Raw genomic sequence first — 17,627 nt, forward strand, 5'->3', positions numbered from 1 at the left:
TAGGTTGTTCAATATACACTTAGATGTTAATATTTTCTTTATGCTAGAAGTAATAGCGTTATTCAAATTAATGGTTTTATTCATCATGTTGTAGTGGAGGAGAACAATGAAAAAGTTTAGAAGCGTATTATCCGCTTTGCTCGCAGTAAGCCTTGTGTTCGGCACATTGCTTGCTTCGGTATCAGCAGCGTCATCGCCTGAAAATGTAGAGAAGCACTGGGCGGCAGGCACGCTCAAGAAATGGCTGGCTGCCGGGCTCATTCAAGGCTATCCAGATGGCACGCTAAAACCGGATGCACCAGTGACGCGTGGGGAATTCGCAGCGCTGTTGAACCGTGCATTTGGATTGAAGGATGAGGCTGCTGGCGTATCCTTTAACGATTTGCCTAAGGCAAACTGGGCATATCATGATATTGCAGTCGCGGTACAAGCAGGCTATTTGCAAGGTACAGGCGGCGGCAACGTATCTCCTGCGCAAGCAGCAGCTCGCCAAGAAGCTTCCGTTATGGTGGCGAACATATTGCATCTCGATACGAAAACGAACACGGATGTATCGCAGTTCAAAGACGCGGCGCAAATCGCGGACTGGAGCAAAGGCTCTGTCGCAGCGCTCGCTTCCAATAAGATCGTTAAGGGCGACGAACAAGGCAACTTCCGCCCGAAAGCATCGATTACGCGCGCGGAAGCAGTCGTTGTCCTCGATGCAGCATTAGCACTTCAAAATAACAATAGTGTAGCAAAGACGTTTGATAAAGCTGGCGTCTATGGCTCGGCGGACAAAACAGAAACGATCAACGGCAATGTCGTCATCTCGGCAGCAGGCGTAACACTCCAGAACGTGGTCATCACGGGCAACCTGACCATCGCGAAGGAAGTAGCCGAAGGCGATGTGACGTTAAAGAAAGTGACGGTCAAAGGCACGACGACGGTGAACGGCGGCGGCCCGAATTCGATTCATTTGGAAGACTCGGTACTGCTTCGCATTATCGTAGACAAAGCAACGGGCCGTGTGCGGATCGTCGCTATCGGTGCAACGACGGTACAGGATGTCATCATCCAATCACCGGTCAAAATCGAAGAATCGCATGTGACGGATAGCGGGTTCAAGAACATCGAGATCTCCAAAGCGTTGCCGAAAGACTCGAATGTGGAGCTGGTCGGGCATTTTGAGAGTGTAGGGGTCAATGCTGCGAACATTCAGCTCAACATCCCAAGCGGCAAGGTTGATAACCTAGATGTAGCCAAAGATGCAGCAGGCAACGTGATCAACGTTAGCAAAGAAGCACAAGTATTGAAGCTTGTTCTCGATGCAGTTGCGAAGCTGATCGGTGAAGGTAAAGTCGATCAAGCAACAGTGAATGACGGTGCGAAAGGCTCGTCGTTCGAAACGAAGCCTGGTCAAGTGGACGGTGCGGCGAAAGATAGCATCACGGCACCAGGTGCGACAGTTGTAACTGGCGGCGGTGGCGGCGGAAGCACGGGTGGAAACAACGGCGGTAATAATAACGGCGGTAACACAGGCGGCAACAATGGCGGAGACAACGGTGGCAGCACTCCGCCGAAATGCACGGTAAATTGCGATGATGCAAACCTGCATTCGCTTTCGGTAGCGGGCAGCGTGTATATGGAACTGGCACAACGGAACTTTGGCACTGCTAAGGTAGGTGTTGGGTTCGAGAGTATGATGCAGGATTATTCCGTTGATCTTCCGAGCAATTTCGCGGAATCCGATGTTGCTTTCACGGTCACTGCGGCGGCATATGCTACGATTAGCTACAGCGTAGATTATGACGATGGTAATGAGATTAAAGATGTTGCTGTGGGCGATCAAGGATCTTTCAATATTCATTTGAGAGAAAAGCATGATGCGACTGTAATGGTTACTGTTACGAATGCAAACGATAACCAATCAAAGTACTACTACGTTAAGTTTGTGTATGATCGAGGAATTCAAGAAGCTTTCCGTATCGATCATCTGGTCATGAGCCCAACCCAAACGTATAACATACTTCAATCAGAAGCTCTTATGGCGGGTGACAGCGTAACCGCAACTGTGCCTGCTGCGGATACGAGCAAAGGTTTGGAATTAACTGTAAGTGGAGTAAGCGGCCAAAATGGCAGCAGCGCGTTCGGAGTAAGCTTAGCTGATTACTCTAAAAATAATGTTTTCAAACCGGCAAATTTAATAGGTACCATTCATGTAGTAGTGACGCGTGCGGGCCAAGAAATTATGAATGGTGATTACCAGTATGATTTGACCCCTGTACCGCTTATTACGGACGGAACGGGCATCAATGTAACTTTGTGGACCAAAGAACAATTGAAACAAAAGGATGCAACTAGCTACTCTGTGAATCGAGCATCTTACGGAATTGATATCAGCTTCGATAAGGTCGCCAATCCAGCTCTTCAAAACGTGAAATATATTGAAGTTGCTTATGGTGACAAGCTTTATACGAATTCAGAGAAGTATGCGTGGACCTACGAGGACCGTAAAAAAAGCCAAGTGAAATATGGTTTCAGAGGCCCAATTCCAGTGTCTGATGATTATCCTTACAACGTAGTCCCTCAAGGATATACGGAAGTGCACGATCAGTTTGCTTATATCTTCTTGTATGATGAGCATAAGAAACTGATCGGCTGCTATGTGCAAGAATTACACTTTGATGCAGACCACGTAGGCGAAGGTGTAACAATCGTGCCGCCAGTCGTTAAATAATAGGTTTAATCCCCCTTCTTGAACAGACTATTGCAGTAGTCTCTCTTAAGGGGGATTTTTTTGTAAAAGAATTTTTTCTATTTCATTTCTTTAAGAAATCTTGGATTGTTCAATATGTACTTACATGTTAATATTTCCTTTATGTTAGAAGTAATAGAATTATTCAAATTAATGGTTTTATTTATCATGAGGTAGTGGAGGAGAAGAATGAAAAAGTTTAGAAGTGTATTATCCGCTTTGCTTGCGGTAAGCCTTGTGTTCGGCACATTGCTTGCTTCGGTATCAGCGGCATCACCTGAAAATGTAGACAAGCATTGGGCAGTGGGCACGCTTAAGAAATGGCTGGCTGCCGGGCTCATTCAAGGCTATCCGGACGGTACGGTAAAACCGGATGCGCCAGTGACGCGCGGGGAATTCGCGGCGTTGTTGAATCGCGCATTTGGACTGAAGGATGAGGCTTCTGGCGTATCCTTCAACGATTTGCCAACAACAAACTGGGCTTATCATGATATCGCAGTCGCGGTACAAGCTGGCTATCTGCAAGGCACAGGCGGCGGCAAGGTATCTCCTGCGCAAGCAGCGGCTCGCCAAGAAGCTTCCGTCATGGTGGCGAACGTCTTGCACCTCGATACGAAAACGAACACGGATGTATCGCAGTTCAAAGACGCAGCGCAAATCGCGGAATGGAGCAAAGGCGCTGTCGCAGCGCTCGCTTCCAATAAGATTGTCAAAGGCGACGAGGCAGGCAACTTCCGCCCGAAAGCATCGATTACGCGCGCGGAAGCAGTCGTTGTCCTTGATGCAGCATTAGCACTTCAAAATAACAATAGTGTAGCAAAGACGTTTGATAAAGCTGGCGTCTATGGCTCGGCGGACAAAACAGAAACGATCAACGGTAATGTCGTCATCTCGGCAGCAGGCGTAACACTCCAGAACGTGGTCATCGCGGGCAACCTGACCATCGCGAAGGAAGTAGCCGAAGGCGATGTGACGTTAAAGAAAGTGACGGTCAAAGGCACGACGACGGTGAACGGCGGCGGCCCGAATTCGATTCATCTGGAAGACTCGGTACTGCTTCGCATTATCGTAGACAAAGCAACGGGCCGTGTGAGGATCGTTGCTATCGGTGCAACGATGGTACAGGATGTCATCATCCAATCACCGGTCAAAATCGAAGAATCGCATGTAACGGACAGCGGGTTTAAGAACATTGAGATCTCCAAAGCACTGCCGAAAGACTCTAACGTCGAGCTGGTCGGGCACTTTGAAAGTGTCGGCATCATGGCTGCGAACATTCAGCTTAACATTCCAAGCGGCACGGTTGATAACCTAGATGTTGCTGGCGGCGCAACGGGTAATACGATTAACGTTAGCAAAGAAGCGCAAGTGTTGAAGCTCATCCTCGACGCAGTTGCGAAGCTGGTCGGTGAGGGCAAGGTTGACCAAGCGACGGTGAATGATGGCGCGAAAGGCTCGTCGTTCGAAACGAAGCCTGGTCAAGTTGATGGATCGGCTAAAGACAGCATCACGGTACCAGGCACAACGGCTGTAACTGGTGGCGGCGGTGGCGGTAACTTAGGTGGTAATACTGGCGGAAATAACAGTGGTGGCGATACAGGTGGAGACAACGGGGGAAACACAGGCGGAAACAATGGAGGTGACAACGGTGGCAGCACTCCACCGAAGTGCACATCGAATTGTTCAGATGATTCTTTGCATTCACTTTCGGTAACGGGTAGCGTGTACATGGAACTGGCACAGGCGGGTAGAATAAATGCTCCGCCAGTAATCGGTTTCGATAGTAGTGCGTTAAGTTACGTAGTAGATGTCCCGAAACTTGTCTCAGAAATGAATGCGACTATTACTGTTTCTGCTGCTACGTACGCAAAAGTTACCTATGGGCTATCGTATGGCGATGGAACCCACATTGATCAAAACGTGGACTCATCGGGCAGATTCAATATTGTCTTGAAGCCGAAGCAGGATGTTACTCTGTATTTGAAGGTTAAAAATGGATATGGAATTTATGAAAAGCTTTATTCAGTCAGTTTCTATTATGAACGTGAACTGCAAGAAGCATTTCAGTTGAATAGATTTTATCTTAATTCCAATGCGCTTAAAAATGGCGACCATGTAACGGTAACAGTACCTGCCGCGGATACGACATTGGGCACTACATTGACGGTTAACAGTGATGTCGGCCCCAGTTATAACAGTTTCAATAGTTTAAGTTGTCTCCTCCTCGACCTCACGAACAATAATAAGTTTCAGCCTGCAAACTTAAAGGGCAGCATTCATATTGTTGTTACGCGCGCGGGGCAAGAGATTATGAATGGGAATTACCAGTATGATTTAACGCCAGTTCCAGTATTTACGGACGGTACAGGAATCAAGGTGACTGCTGCCACTAAAGCAGAATTGCAGGAGCAAAAAGTTAACAACTATGGTATCGGATTCGATTATGGCATTCATGTTAAGGTAGACAAGAGCGCCAACCCGGCACTGCAAAATGCGAAGTATATGGAGGTACAGTTTATAGGTAAAACCTCTACGAGTATGCAACAAGAGGGGTGGAAGTACGAGGATCTTAAGAGTAGCCAAGACAAACAAGTATGGTCCCATACATCCATAGACAGCGAATACGCTAGTTTTGTCTATAGCTTAGGTAAAGTGTATGACCAGATTGTATATGTCTACTTCTATGACGAGCAAAAGCAGCCAATCGGCTACTATGTTTACAACCTGGCATTTGATACTGATCACGTCGGTGAAGGCACAACAATCGTGCCGCCAGCTTAAGGCGAACATTCCACCGACTGGTATACGTAATTACAAATAACCCCTCTCCTTCTGGAGAGGGGTTATTTGTTTTATCTGTCGAAATCCGCTAACGGACCTCAGCGCCGTTATTCGATGAAAAAAGGTTACTTTTAAAACGTAACGGACTCCAGCGACGTTATTTGCCTCATTTTGCGCGAAAACGGGGTATTGATGGGCGAATAACGTCGCTGAGGTCCGTTAGAATTTCAAATTGCTGTATTTTCGCCAAATAACGGCTGTACGGTCCGTTAGCGGCGGACATCGGGTTCGCCGAATGTTACTCCACCCCATAACGCGCCAACGCCTTCGTCGCCGCCTCCAGCATTCGCCGCTTCAAATAATCGCCTTCCACGACACGAACGCGCATGCCCAGAAAACGGATTTTGGATAACAAATACTCCCGTTCATCCGACTGCAAACATACCCGAACGCGATAACGATCCTGCTCAGCATCGTACTCGACATCCTTCTCGAAGCTGGAAAGGGCATAGAGGATACGGGACAGTTCCCGGTTGTAGGCAGGAACGACCTCGATGAGCACCTCGGTTTTCCGCGATTCGAGAAACTGGTTGATTTTATGCAAAATCGTATCCGCGTCCGGTGCCGGAACCTGTTCGGTTTCGGTTAATTCAACAGGCTCTGCAGCATAAATCTTGTCCAGCTTCGTCTGCATGAATGTCCGGCTGCGGACGTTGTACCAGAGCAGGTACCACTCGCGTTTGATCATGGAATATTCCAATCGATAGGGAAATCCCAATTGCGCTTCATTGGAACTCCCGCTCTTCGTGCCGTAGGCTAGCCGGATGAAGGCCCGCTCCATGATGTACCGCCGTAATGGGCGAAGAAGCGGATGGTACACCTGCTTTTCCATGCTGCGGGCTTTCTCGATCAGGTGCTCGGACGTGTCCATCACCTGATCCTCACCAAGAATTTCCCGAAGCTTCTCCAGCGTCTCTGCTGTAAAAGCGTCTTCAGCCGCTGGATGCTGCAGCATCGTCTTCAGCCATGCACGTTCATGCGATGTGACGACAAACGTGCCGGAACCTTCAAGCCTTGAGAGGATCTGATAGTTAAAGATTTTCTCGAACAGGTTCATAGTAGGACTGAATCTCCTTCCACTCGGCAATCATCTCGGCGCGGAGCTGTGCGGGTTCTAGCACTTCGCAGCTAGAGCCGAAGCTCCTAAGCCACGGCTTAATCTCCGTTAGTCCGTTGACGGTAATTTCATAGACGAAGGATTGTTCGTCCTCCGCCACGATCTGCCCCCATTGTCCCTGCAGCAGCACCCGGTCTTTGACGAAGTTGAAGCGGGGCTCCACGGGATCTGGGTTATAAAATCTAGCGCGTACCGTCACCGGCCAGCCCGTATCGATAAGCCAACTGGAGCGGATTTTATCCTCCAACGCCTTCTTCCGTGACTCAAAAACGTGCTCCGCCACCGGCTCGCCCTCTTCAATCTGCGTCATGCCTTCCATCCGATACTTCCGAATGCCCTCCCGGCCATTGGTGAGCAAATACCACCTGCCGTATTGGTGATCGTAGACGACCTTAATCGGCAGCTGCTGATGCACTTTGCCTTCGGATTCCCGCTCGAACAGCGGGTTCGTATTTTGGGACGTGTAGGCTTTCTCAGACTTTGGTGAAAAATAGCGGAACTGCACCGTTCGGCGATGCCGGATCGCATGCAGCAGCGTGAACAGATGCGCTTCGTCCAGAATGCGTGAGTAATAGTGGTATTTGTATAAAAAAGGCTCCGTCGCGAGCCGCTCGCCATCGCTTCGCAAGAGATGCTTCTTCAGCCCATCCCGCAGCAGATAACCTTGCACCGAGGGGACTTGTGTGTTGGCCATCACATCAACGAAGTCGTAGAGATCGATAAGCTCGTCATTGGACAGCTCTTGTACGAGATCATGCGCAATACGATAGCGAAACGGTCGAACGCCAGGCTCGCGCTTAATGGCGCCAACCTCTTCTAAGTATTTCAGGTCGGATCGAATCGTCTTCTCGTCAGGGAGCGGCAAGCCGGCAGGCAGCCCGCTATAGCAGATGTCCAACAGTTCCATCGCCGTCAGCGCTTGCTCCTTCATCGCACCGAGCAGCAGCGAGAGGCGCTCGGTTTCGGACTCCTTGACCGATTTGGCACGGAAGAGGAATAAGAGCATCGGGTCAGCCGAGCCGTAATAGCTGTAGCGGATCGCTTCGGCGAATTCCTTGCCTTGCTCCTGGGGGAGCTGCTGTTGCATCGTGTTCACGATCCCCTTGAGCCGCTTTATCGTTTTGTCGAAGGTATGGACGGAAATGCCGAGCCGCTCGGCGAACTGCTGCCTGCTGAATGCACCGCTCGTCAGCACGAGCATGCGCAGAAACTGGATCTCTTTATCGAAGCTTTCCTTAGCCAACCGTTATCCCCCCCAGTTCTACATCTATTCATTGTAGCAGGCTAGGAATCGATCTGGATAGGTTGGAAAACTTTCTCTGCGTCGTAATACTTTCGCCATGTTCGCTACCCGCGAAATAAGCGATTATAGATACAGAAGCCAGCGCGGCAACGCAGCGGTTTCTAATCAAAGTCATCGAGGCGACAGGAAGGGTTACTTCTACCAGCTGCCGGCCGTTGGTTCGAGTCCAACTCCTTCACGCAGGATAGCTCAGGGGTGGAGCAGCAGCATGTACCTTTCCGACTCCTTTTCCTCGATGTTTCATCTATGAAGCGAATAGCTGGTGAGGCGCAGGGATGGGTTTCTTCGACTCCAATTCGAATGGCATTGCCTCGGCAATATGGTAGGTTCGACTCCTGCAATTGAGCCTATCCCGTTTTTTCCTCACCGGTGTTTTTGCTAGGAGGGTTACCCCACATGAGTATTGCCAAAAAACTGTTCGGCTCATTGCGGCCAAGCGCCGCCAATAAACATAACTATCCAGCATTCACGCGATCTGCCGAGGAGCAGTACGTGCAGGCGCTGCTAACGAATACGATGGGCAACACGTTCTATGCGGACCAGCAGGAGCTGATGGGCGAAGCCGCCCAGTTGCATCATGAGATGGCGGAAGCGAATCCAACGTTCATGGCACAAGCGATTGTGTTCGCTCGAACGGAAGGCTTTATGCGGCTGCAGCCATTGTTTGGGTTAGCGATTTTATCGTTATACCGCCCGGACCTGTTCGCCCAGATTTTCTTGCAAACCGTACGAATTCCGTCGGATCTCTCCGATTTTCTAACCATTATGCAAGGGCTCGGACGGGGCGAAGGCGGCCGTGCGGTGAAGCGCCAGGTGAACCGCTTCTTAGCCGGCATTACGGAATATTGGGCGATCAAATATAACGGCCGCGGACGCGGATATAACCTGGGCGATGCGATCGCAACGGCGCATCCTAAGCCTATAGATATGAAGCACCAAGCATTGTTCCGTTATTTGCGTGGCCATGAGGCGAACCTAAGCCTGCTGCCGCAAGTAGAGGCGCTGGAGAATTTGAAGCTGGCGGCATCCGAGGCAGAGCAGATTGCTTGGATTGAGCAGGGCAAGCTGCCGTATGAGACGGTAACCGGAGCGATTCGGCCGTCGAAGGCAGTTTGGGAAGCGCTGCTGCACCAAATGCCGACGTTCGCGCTGCTTCGCCATTTGAACACGTTGCAACGGGCAGGCGTGCTGGATGATAAAAGAAATCTGGACTACGTAATAAGCCGTTTTGCTGATGCACAGGCGTTGCGGAAAGCGAGGATATTGCCCTTCCGGTTCGTCACGGCGTTCCGCCAAACGGATCATCCCGCGCTTCAGGATGCGCTTCGTGAAGCGGTCGAGCTGACCTTCGGCAATTTGCCGGAGCTTGGCGAGAATACGGCCATTTTCCTCGATATATCCGGCTCTATGAGCGGCCAATACCTAGAGATCGGTTCGGTATTCGCATTAGCTTTGTATAAGAAGACGCAGGGCAACTCGCTGTTCTGGTTGTTCGATACGAATGTGGAGGATGCGAAGCCTTCCCGTTACGACACGATCCTTACGCAGGCAGCACGAATACGCACACGCGGCGGCACTGATACGGGAGCGCCTGTCCGCAAGCTGATTGAAGAGCGCAAGAAAGTGGACCAGATCATTATCATTACGGATGAGCAGCAGAACAGCGGCAGCCCATTCTATGAGGAGCTGCGCCGGTACCGCGCGAAGATCAACCGGAACGTGAAAGCATTCATCGTCGATATCGCGCCATACCGGCATGCGATGGTGCCGGATTCTGATCCGCAGACCTTTTACATTTATGGCTGGAGCGACACGGTGCTCTCCTACATTGCACAGGCTGTACAAGGTTACACGACGTTGGTGGAGCGGGTCTCTTCGATTGCACTCAACCATTTGGATTAAACGCTTATAGGAAAGGAGAGGGCCTTCATGACAGAACACAACAAGATTAAGGGGCAAATTGTAGAAGAGTTGCAACGAATCGAGCAAGAGGAGAACGTGCGCATCCTATACGCTTGCGAATCAGGCAGCCGCGCATGGGGCTTTCCATCCAAGGATAGCGACTACGACGTTAGGTTTATTTATGTCCGGACGATGGAATCGTATCTCTCCATCTACGACAAACGTGACGTCATCGAGCGTCCGATTAGCGATTTGCTGGATATTAGCGGGTGGGATTTGAAGAAGGCATTGCTGTTATTGCGTAAATCGAACCCGCCGCTGCTGGAGTGGCTGCAATCCCCGATTCCTTATATGGAGAGCTATTCCGTAGCGGAGCAGATCCGCAGCCTATCGCCGCTGTCGTTCTCGCCGCGATCATGCATGTATCACTATTTGCATATGGCGAGAGGGAACTATCGGGCCTATCTGAAAGATGAACAAGTGAAAATCAAAAAATACTTTTACGTGCTGCGCCCGATCCTTGCCTGCGAGTGGATTGGGAAATATAACACCATGCCGCCGATTGCATTCCAATCATTAGTGGGCGAATTTATGCTAGCGGGCAGTGAGCTTTCAGCGGCAATCGATCATTTGCTAGCGCGGAAGATGGCAGGCGATGAGCTCGATTACGGGCCTAGAATCGAACCGATTAACGATTATGTGGAAGAACGGCTGGATTATTATGAACGTATAGCGCCTGGCGTGAGCGCTTCCATGTCCGAACAGAATGATGACCTGGATGCATTGTTTCGGGCAGCGCTTACGGAAGCTTGGAGGATGGCGTGACGCCTGATTGTTTCAGCCTGTTGCTAGAAAGCCGCGTTACGGCATGTTTCAGTTGTAAACCGATCCATAACAGTATAGAAGGAATCACGAACTGCCAGAATGTGATCTTTGGATCAACGCCGAGATTGAATGCTTCTGAAAGGGAAAGAATGTGCAGATTGTAGAATAGAAAGAAGAACCAATTGAACCCCATTTGGCTTGGAAACGTCAGCACATACAGCCCAATAAGCAATCCAATCGTGCTGACAGCCGTTACAGAAAGAATATTAGCCAGTACTGACTTCAATGGATGAAGGAAAAAATAGCCCAGCGCAATATAGGCTACGATGGTGAAGGGGAATATGACAATTGGTGCCGTTTGCAGTGCAAATAACAAGGCGCTCAACACTAGAACAAACAGGTGTATGCCTACCGCACGAATGTTGTTATCCGACAAATTTGCAGCCTCCTCTTTATAGGGGGTTTCCCATTTATTCACTTGTGTCCATTATAACTTATTTATCGCATACAGGAGTGAAACATACGAGATGGCTTATCAAAATATAAATGGCGTACGCGTCTGGGGAACGCCAGACGAAGGCGCATTATCGCAAGCAATAACCTGTGCAGAAACCGGCAATGTCGTTCAGGCGCTGCTTATGGCGGACCATCACAAAGGCTATAGCCAGCCAATCGGCGGCGTAATCGTTTATGAAGGGCAAATTTCCCCCTCCGGCGTAGGCTACGATATCGGCTGCGGCAACAAAGCTGTGCGGACGAATTTGCATGCAGCAGATATAAAGCATCGGTTGCCGGCAATTATGGATGAGATCGCACGGCGTGTTTCGTTCGGCATGGGGCGTACCAATCAAGAGAAGGTTGATCATGCGCTATTCGATGATCCAGATTGGGCGGTGTATGCGGCAATAGGAAAGCAAGAGCATGATAAGCTCAAAACGCTAGCCCGTGAGCAGCTCGGTACGGTCGGCAGCGGCAACCATTATGTCGATTTATTTGAGGAACCGGCTACGGGACGGGTATGGATCGGCAATCATTTTGGCAGCAGAGGATTTGGCCATAAGACAGCGAGCGGGTTCATGAATCTCGCGGCAGGCAGAGCGTTTCTCGGCAAAGCGCCAGGCGAGAAGATGGATCAGCCGCCGATTTTGCTCGATCTCAGCAGTGAGCTGGGGGATATGTATTACCGTGCGATGAAGCTTGCTGGGCGCTATGCCTACGCGGGACGGGATTATGTGATGGAAGAGGTGCTTTCGCTCTTGGGTGCGTGTGCGGATATGGAAGTGCATAATCATCATAACTACGCGTGGAAAGAAACGCATAACGAGAAGGAAGCCGTCGTTGTCCGCAAAGGGGCAACCCCTTCCGCACCGGGGCAATTAGGTTTTATCGGCGGCAGCATGGGCGATATCTCCGTCATTGTACGAGGCAAGGATACGGCAGAAAATCGCGACTCCTATTACAGCACCGTTCACGGCGCAGGGCGCATTATGAGCCGGACGCAAGCTGCGGGCAAAATGAATTGGAAGACGCGCACACGCAGCGGTGGGCAAGTCACCGCGCGCCAAATGCAGGACGCGATCCGTGCATTCGGTGTCGAGCTCCGTGGTGCGGGCACGGATGAGAGCCCGTTTGTATACCGGAAGCTGCAGGATGTGCTCGACGCACATGCCGAAACGATTGAAGTGCTGCATGTGCTGAAGCCGATAGGGGTATGCATGGCGGGTGCGGATGAGTTCGACCCGTATAAGGATTAAGCTATTTGAAGCGGCAGGCCCGGCATTGGGCTGCCGCTTTTTCCTATTATCAATTGCTTCAAATCCCAGATAAGGAGATAATTAAATAAATCCGCGCCAATCGCGGGGAAGGCATCGGCAAGCGGTTGGTGAAGGCGTGCGAACAGTGGGCAGCAGTGGAAGGTTTTGCCAAACTGAGCGTTCGGACAAACCAGGCAAGGTCAGGCGCGGTGCATTTTTATAAAGGGATCCATTAACTTCTGCTCCAAACCCGGGCTGCATCTGTAAGCTTAAGCCCAGTAAAGGTTAGCTTGTAAATGTCAGGTATATCCATCTTCTTCCAAAACAAGAAGTCGTAACGTGGATCCAGGCGGTTCATGATCAGCGCCATAATATTGCCGTGTGTACCGATCGCGACGCGTTGGCCTTCATATTGTTGAAGTACTTGGTTGAGCGCTTGAATGCCTCGGCGCTGTGCAACGAAGTTTGATTCGCCGCCCTCCCAACTGAATGAATAGTCTTCCCACACTCGGGCTATAGCAGCGTCGAAATTGTCGACGGGGTTCTCCGCTAGCTTTCTTTCCTTGAAGTCTTCCACGATCGTAATCGGAATGCCGAGCTGATCCGACAAGCCCTCGATCGTTTGGATCGCACGTTTGTAGGGGCTTGCGAGCAAGATGTTGATGTTCTCATTTTGCAGAAGAGCGGTTACTCGCTGGGCATCCTGCTGTCCATGATCAGATAGCGGGCGGTTGCGTTCATCGGCTGAATACGTACTATGTGCATGGCGTACGAAATAGATGGTTGTGTGCAAACGAGGTCACCTTCCAATATTAGAGTCGTCGTTGCAGGAGAATGGGTAATTCATCCAGAAGCAATACTCCAATAATAACATGAATTGATAGGGAGGAATAACCAATGGAGCTAAATGAAATAATCCATGAGCTTTTTCAAGCGGCCCAATCGGGGGATGCGCTTCGCTTGCAAGCTATTCTAGAGGCGCATCGGGTGCTTGCGAATACGGAAAATGCGGACGGGCTTACTCCGCTAGGGTATGCTGCTCATTTTGGGAACAAAGACGCCGTGCAAATCCTGCTGGATTACGGGGCATCAGTGGATGCTGTTTCCCACTCCAAGGTTTCCTATATTCCTTCCAACACCGCGTTGCACGCGGCCATTGCGGGAGAACGGGAGCTTGACGTCATTCGGCTGCTGCTAGCCCACCAAGCGAACACAACGATTTTTGATAGCAATGGACACACTTGCTTGCACAGCGCAGCGTTCCACGACGATAATGTCGAGATGATCCGATTGCTGATCGAGCATGGCGCTGACGTAAATGCGCGTGTTGAAGGAGGCGAAACGGCGTTGTCGCTTGCGATCCAGCAAGGGAATCCGAACGTAGCGGAGCTGCTGCGCCAGCATGGGGCGGTAGAGTAGCTGGATCATTGGGCACGTTTTAAGTTCGTTTCGATGGTTCGGCAGCGCGGTTGCTTATTTGGCTGAACACTGTGTTTTTAAGCTCCGGCCATTCTGATTTGATAATGCTGTAATAAATATCATCACGGCAATTGCCGCTTGCATCGGTGTAGTTACATCTAAAGTAGCCTTCCTGCTTAGCCCCTAGCTTGAGAACGGCCTTTTGCGAGCGAAGGTTTTCAGCATCCACACTAAATTGGACACGGTTAAAATCCATCTCTTCGAAGGCATAACGCAGCAATTCAAATTTAGCGGCATGGTTGACATGTGTTCCTCGGTAAGGTTTGCCGTACCACGTCCAGCCGATTTCGAGCCTTTTGCTATGGAAAATAATATTGCCGAATCGGGTCACTCCAGCAACTTGATTGGTGAGCTTATCAATAACGATGAAAGGATATGTTTGCTTCTCCTGCCGGCTGGTTAACGCAGCGCGAATATACTTGCCTAAATCATGGTCATTAACGATATGGTTTCCGGTAAATTGGGTGATCTCTTTATCAAAGATGATCGTACGAAGGCCTTCTTCATAGCAATCGCTGAATGGAACGAGCTTTACACACGCATTTTCTAACTCAATTTCACGGTCAAAAATGTTCATCGAATCACGCACCGCTCTCGTTTTTGTAAGATAATAGATCAAAGATACTTCAAGAGCGACCGTTTCCCAATAGAGAAAAAGGATATAATTTTGCACTTCTTTGCCGGAGGATTGATGGCTAACCCATTTATGAACGGCAATCGCCAACTGCTTGAGCCGTTTCAATGGAAGCTGTATGTGGATGCGGCTCATTATCTCCTGTCGGATTTGGAGGGCGATGTTATGTTGGGGCTTAGGACTGCAAGGGATATTGAATGCATTCAAAGCAAAGCGTACAGCAGCCAGACTATGGAGATAAACGGCAAAACGGATACCGTGTATGCGGTAAAGGTTGGAGATGTATGGGTGGGGCAACTAGACGACAATAGCAGCCTAACGTAGGTTATGTATGGGGCTGCATAGGAGGATTTCACTTGATTAAAGCAATCGTATTTGATTTTGACGGGCTCATTATTGATACGGAGACGGAATGGTTCTATGCGTTCCAAGAAGCGATGGAGCAGTATGGCGCAGCGTTTCCATTCGAGTTTTTCGTGACATGCATCGGCACGGTTGACGGAAGATTAGAGGCATTCATTGGGGAGCAAGCTGGCAAGGAAAATGTCGAGGCCATCTGTAATCTCGGCAGGGAACTTCACACCAAGAGGATGGAAACGGTCGATATTCGTGAGGGCGTAAAAGAATATTTGGCGGAAGCGAAGGAGCTGGGGCTGCGCATCGGCCTTGCTACAAGCTCCCGAAGGGTATGGCCGGAAATGTTTCTAAAGAAGCTTGGCATCCGGGATTATTTTGAGGTCCTTAAGACGAGTGATGATGTCGAGAAAGTGAAGCCTGATCCTGCGCTGTATTTGCAAGCGATTGAAGCGCTTGGCGTCAACGCGAACGAAGCGATTGCATTTGAAGATTCGGCGCATGGTGCGAATGCGGCAATCGCGGCGGGCTTGCATTGCGTTATCGTTCCGAACGAAGTGACGAAGGATATTGCATTTGAGAAGTTCCATCTGCGGATCAACTCGATGCGCGACATGAGCTTAGCGGAAGTCATTGCCCATATTACCTAGATGATAGGGTTGCTGGAGGAAAATGATGGTTGAACTATTCGCAGTTCGAATCGAACAGAGGATTAGAGAGGTCGATTTAACTTCCCTGATCGAACAAGTATCGGCTGCGCGCCAGGCGCAGATTAAGCGTTACCGGTTTCAGGATGACGCCATCAGAAGCTTGTTCTCTGAGTTGTTAATCAGAAGAGTCTTGCGTGAAAAATATAACATCGACAACGATGATATCGTATTTTCATTTAATAAGTACGGGAAGCCAACAATTGTGGGCCCGATCGAGCAGCAGTATAACGTTTCGCATGCGGGCTCATGGATTGTTGGGGCGATTAGCGGCCAGTCCGTCGGCATTGACGTAGAAGCGATCAAGCCGATCGATATGGCGGTTGCGCACCGATTCTTCTCCCCGGTTGAGTGTGGCCAGCTGGCGGAGCTGACGCCGGAGCAGCAGCAGATACGGTTTTACGAGCTGTGGACGTTGAAGGAAAGCTATATCAAAGCCGTGGGCAAAGGGCTGTCGATCCCGCTTAATTCCTTCTCGTTCCGTTTCCAGTCGGATGAAGGCACTTACGGGCTGAAAGCTGATAATGGCGATGATGATTATGCGATCAGGCAATTTGATCTGGACTCGGATTATCGGCTCGCATTATGCAGTAAAGAACGGGAAATCAATAGCCGAATTCAGCACTGGTCAACCAGCGATTGGTTATAAATAGCGTGGAGGCGGTCAACGATGTATATTGTCTTGGGTTCGAGTTTATTAAGTTCAACCCTGTGAAGTATGCGGAGGCGTTTACGCCTTTTATCGGCTAGCGTCTGGACCAGCGGATTCAGCCAGGCCAGAAATGAAATTGCCAGTCATGCATCTGAACCTGGCGAACTGTTAATAAGACAAAGCCCAACGGCCAAAGGAGCAGCTATGGAAGCAAACAAACCCGCCTACGAATCGATCGACGCGTATATTGCCAGCTTTCCGCCGGAGGTGCAGGACGTTCTCCAGGCGTTAAGGCGGGTTATTAAGGAAGCGGCGCCGGAAGCGACGGAGAAGATCAGCTACCAGATGCCGACGTTTGCGCTGGAGGGCAATCTTGTTTATTTTGCAGCATATAAGAAGCATATCGGTTTCTATCCCACGTCGAGCGGAATCGCCGCATTCCAGCATGAGTTGGAAGCCTATAAGGTGTCCAAGGGAACTGTTCAAATCCCGTTAGGCCAGCCGATGCCATACGAGCTGATCACCAGAATCGTGAAGCATCGGGTGGCGGCGAATCTGGAGAAGGCTGCGAGCAAGCGGGCGAAGAAAGCGGGGAAATAGCAGCGGCTGTCGGGTTTAACGCTGAGGGCATGATCACGCTGTAAGCGAATCCGAGTTTCAGCTAAACGCATGCCAAAAAGGGTGTCCCCAAGCGTAAGCTTAGGGACACCCTTTTTCCATTGGACACTCTAACGGACCGAGCGGCCCTTGTTTGAGCAAAATCAGCCGCATTTGTGTTCTAATGGACCGAGTAGCCGCTATTTGGCCCAAATCGTCCTCACGAGGCAGCAAACTGATGAAATAACGGCTGTGGAGTCCGTTACAATTTGCAACATGGACGTTTAGTGGGGGATAGCGGCTGCGAGGTCCGTTAGAAAAGAGGTGCCCCTGAAGCCGGATTGCTTCGGGACACCCGTAGTTTGATTCTGGTTCTTACTCTTCTTTAACGACCTTCCCGAATAAGGCAAGTGAATAAAGCGCCGCAGCTCCTACTACGATATACACGATCTTTGACCCGACCTCGTCGCTCCCTCCAAAAATCTCGCTGACGACATCGTACTCGAATACCCCAACTGAAAGCCAATTCAATCCTCCGAGGATAACAAGAAGCAGACTGACGACATTAAGCGTCTTCATTCGGATGCCCCTCCCTAAGGTTATGCCATTATGCCTTGCGCCAATGCCGGTAGGCGTTGGTTGTTCATTGTCATGTTATGAGCGCATATTCCCGGATATTCCACTTGTCGGGACGTCGTGGCCATTCGTTCCTGGTTCATTTTGCG

At 50.1% G+C, this 17,627-nt stretch carries 17 protein-coding genes; 11 read left to right on the plus strand and 6 right to left on the minus strand.

The annotated features are described in order from the left end of the window. Positions 1-106: 106 nt before the first annotated feature. Together GON22_RS06305 and GON22_RS06310 are read left to right on the plus strand one after the other, a co-directional pair. Complete coding sequence (locus tag GON22_RS06305) at positions 107-2,719, plus strand: S-layer homology domain-containing protein (RefSeq protein WP_160395258.1); 2,613 nt, start codon at positions 107-109, stop codon at positions 2,717-2,719. 207 nt (positions 2,720-2,926) lie between these two features. Continuing rightward, on the plus strand, positions 2,927-5,518 hold the full coding sequence (locus GON22_RS06310; protein WP_160395259.1) for an S-layer homology domain-containing protein: 2,592 nt from the start codon (positions 2,927-2,929) through the stop codon (positions 5,516-5,518). Between the two features lie 298 nt (positions 5,519-5,816). On the opposite strand, the gene GON22_RS06315 is transcribed toward GON22_RS06310, so the two are convergent. Beyond that, a complete protein-coding gene (locus GON22_RS06315; RefSeq protein WP_160395260.1) occupies positions 5,817-6,635 on the minus strand; it encodes a WYL domain-containing protein in 819 nt (272 codons plus the stop codon). Next, a complete protein-coding gene (locus tag GON22_RS06320; RefSeq protein WP_160395261.1) occupies positions 6,610-7,938 on the minus strand; it encodes a helix-turn-helix transcriptional regulator in 1,329 nt (442 codons plus the stop codon). The genes GON22_RS06315 and GON22_RS06320 overlap by 26 nt, the downstream gene beginning before the upstream one ends. Before the next feature lie 456 nt (positions 7,939-8,394). Between GON22_RS06320 and GON22_RS06325 the strand changes: the two genes are divergently transcribed. Together GON22_RS06325 and GON22_RS06330 are read left to right on the plus strand one after the other, a co-directional pair. Further along, positions 8,395-9,900: a TROVE domain-containing protein gene (locus GON22_RS06325; RefSeq protein WP_160395262.1), complete on the plus strand. Its 1,506-nt coding sequence runs from the start codon at positions 8,395-8,397 to the stop codon at positions 9,898-9,900. Between the two features lie 27 nt (positions 9,901-9,927). Beyond that, positions 9,928-10,725: a nucleotidyltransferase domain-containing protein gene (locus tag GON22_RS06330; RefSeq protein ID WP_160395263.1), complete on the plus strand. Its 798-nt coding sequence runs from the start codon at positions 9,928-9,930 to the stop codon at positions 10,723-10,725. Here the strand turns inward: GON22_RS06330 and GON22_RS06335 are convergent. Then, positions 10,700-11,161, minus strand: a complete 462-nt coding sequence (locus GON22_RS06335; protein ID WP_160395264.1) for a hypothetical protein — start codon at positions 11,159-11,161, stop codon at positions 10,700-10,702. The two genes, GON22_RS06330 and GON22_RS06335, sit on opposite strands and share 26 nt — an antisense overlap. Positions 11,162-11,252: 91 nt before the next feature. Between GON22_RS06335 and GON22_RS06340 the strand changes: the two genes are divergently transcribed. Both GON22_RS06340 and GON22_RS26705 read left to right on the plus strand, forming a co-directional pair. Continuing rightward, complete coding sequence (locus GON22_RS06340; RefSeq protein ID WP_160395265.1) at positions 11,253-12,479, plus strand: RtcB family protein; 1,227 nt, start codon at positions 11,253-11,255, stop codon at positions 12,477-12,479. Between the two features lie 113 nt (positions 12,480-12,592). Then, positions 12,593-12,715, plus strand: coding sequence for a GNAT family N-acetyltransferase (locus tag GON22_RS26705; protein ID WP_442954358.1), 123 nt, complete (start codon positions 12,593-12,595; stop codon positions 12,713-12,715). Here the strand turns inward: GON22_RS26705 and GON22_RS06350 are convergent. Then, a complete protein-coding gene (locus GON22_RS06350; protein WP_160395267.1) occupies positions 12,712-13,272 on the minus strand; it encodes a histidine phosphatase family protein in 561 nt (186 codons plus the stop codon). The genes GON22_RS26705 and GON22_RS06350 overlap by 4 nt on opposite strands. A gap of 104 nt (positions 13,273-13,376) precedes the next feature. Here GON22_RS06350 and GON22_RS06355 point away from each other — a divergent pair, with 104 nt between their 5' ends. Then, complete coding sequence (locus tag GON22_RS06355; RefSeq protein WP_160395268.1) at positions 13,377-13,898, plus strand: ankyrin repeat domain-containing protein; 522 nt, start codon at positions 13,377-13,379, stop codon at positions 13,896-13,898. A 19-nt stretch (positions 13,899-13,917) separates the two neighbouring features. Here the strand turns inward: GON22_RS06355 and GON22_RS06360 are convergent, their stop codons facing one another. Further along, positions 13,918-14,535, minus strand: a complete 618-nt coding sequence (locus GON22_RS06360) for a GNAT family N-acetyltransferase (protein WP_160395269.1) — start codon at positions 14,533-14,535, stop codon at positions 13,918-13,920. Positions 14,536-14,649: 114 nt separating this feature from the next. Here GON22_RS06360 and GON22_RS06365 point away from each other — a divergent pair, with 114 nt between their 5' ends. From GON22_RS06365 to GON22_RS06380, 4 genes are all read left to right on the plus strand, one after another. After that, positions 14,650-14,916 carry a hypothetical protein gene (locus tag GON22_RS06365; protein ID WP_160395270.1) on the plus strand — a complete coding sequence of 89 codons (267 nt, stop codon included), beginning with the start codon at positions 14,650-14,652 and terminating at the stop codon, positions 14,914-14,916. Between the two features lie 35 nt (positions 14,917-14,951). Next, positions 14,952-15,596: an HAD-IA family hydrolase gene (locus tag GON22_RS06370; protein WP_160395320.1), complete on the plus strand. Its 645-nt coding sequence runs from the start codon at positions 14,952-14,954 to the stop codon at positions 15,594-15,596. A gap of 25 nt (positions 15,597-15,621) precedes the next feature. Further along, a complete protein-coding gene (locus tag GON22_RS06375) occupies positions 15,622-16,302 on the plus strand; it encodes a 4'-phosphopantetheinyl transferase family protein (RefSeq protein WP_160395271.1) in 681 nt (226 codons plus the stop codon). Positions 16,303-16,509: 207 nt separating this feature from the next. After that, positions 16,510-16,905, plus strand: coding sequence for an iron chaperone (locus tag GON22_RS06380; RefSeq protein ID WP_160395272.1), 396 nt, complete (start codon positions 16,510-16,512; stop codon positions 16,903-16,905). 372 nt (positions 16,906-17,277) lie between these two features. Here the strand turns inward: GON22_RS06380 and GON22_RS06385 are convergent, their stop codons facing one another. Then, positions 17,278-17,481 (minus strand): DUF378 domain-containing protein, encoded by a 204-nt coding sequence (locus GON22_RS06385; RefSeq protein WP_160395273.1) that lies wholly within the window; start codon positions 17,479-17,481, stop codon positions 17,278-17,280. Positions 17,482-17,627: the final 146 nt, after the last annotated feature.

Source organism: Paenibacillus sp. MMS18-CY102 (assembly GCF_009789195.1).
GTDB lineage: Bacteria > Bacillota > Bacilli > Paenibacillales > Paenibacillaceae > Paenibacillus_T.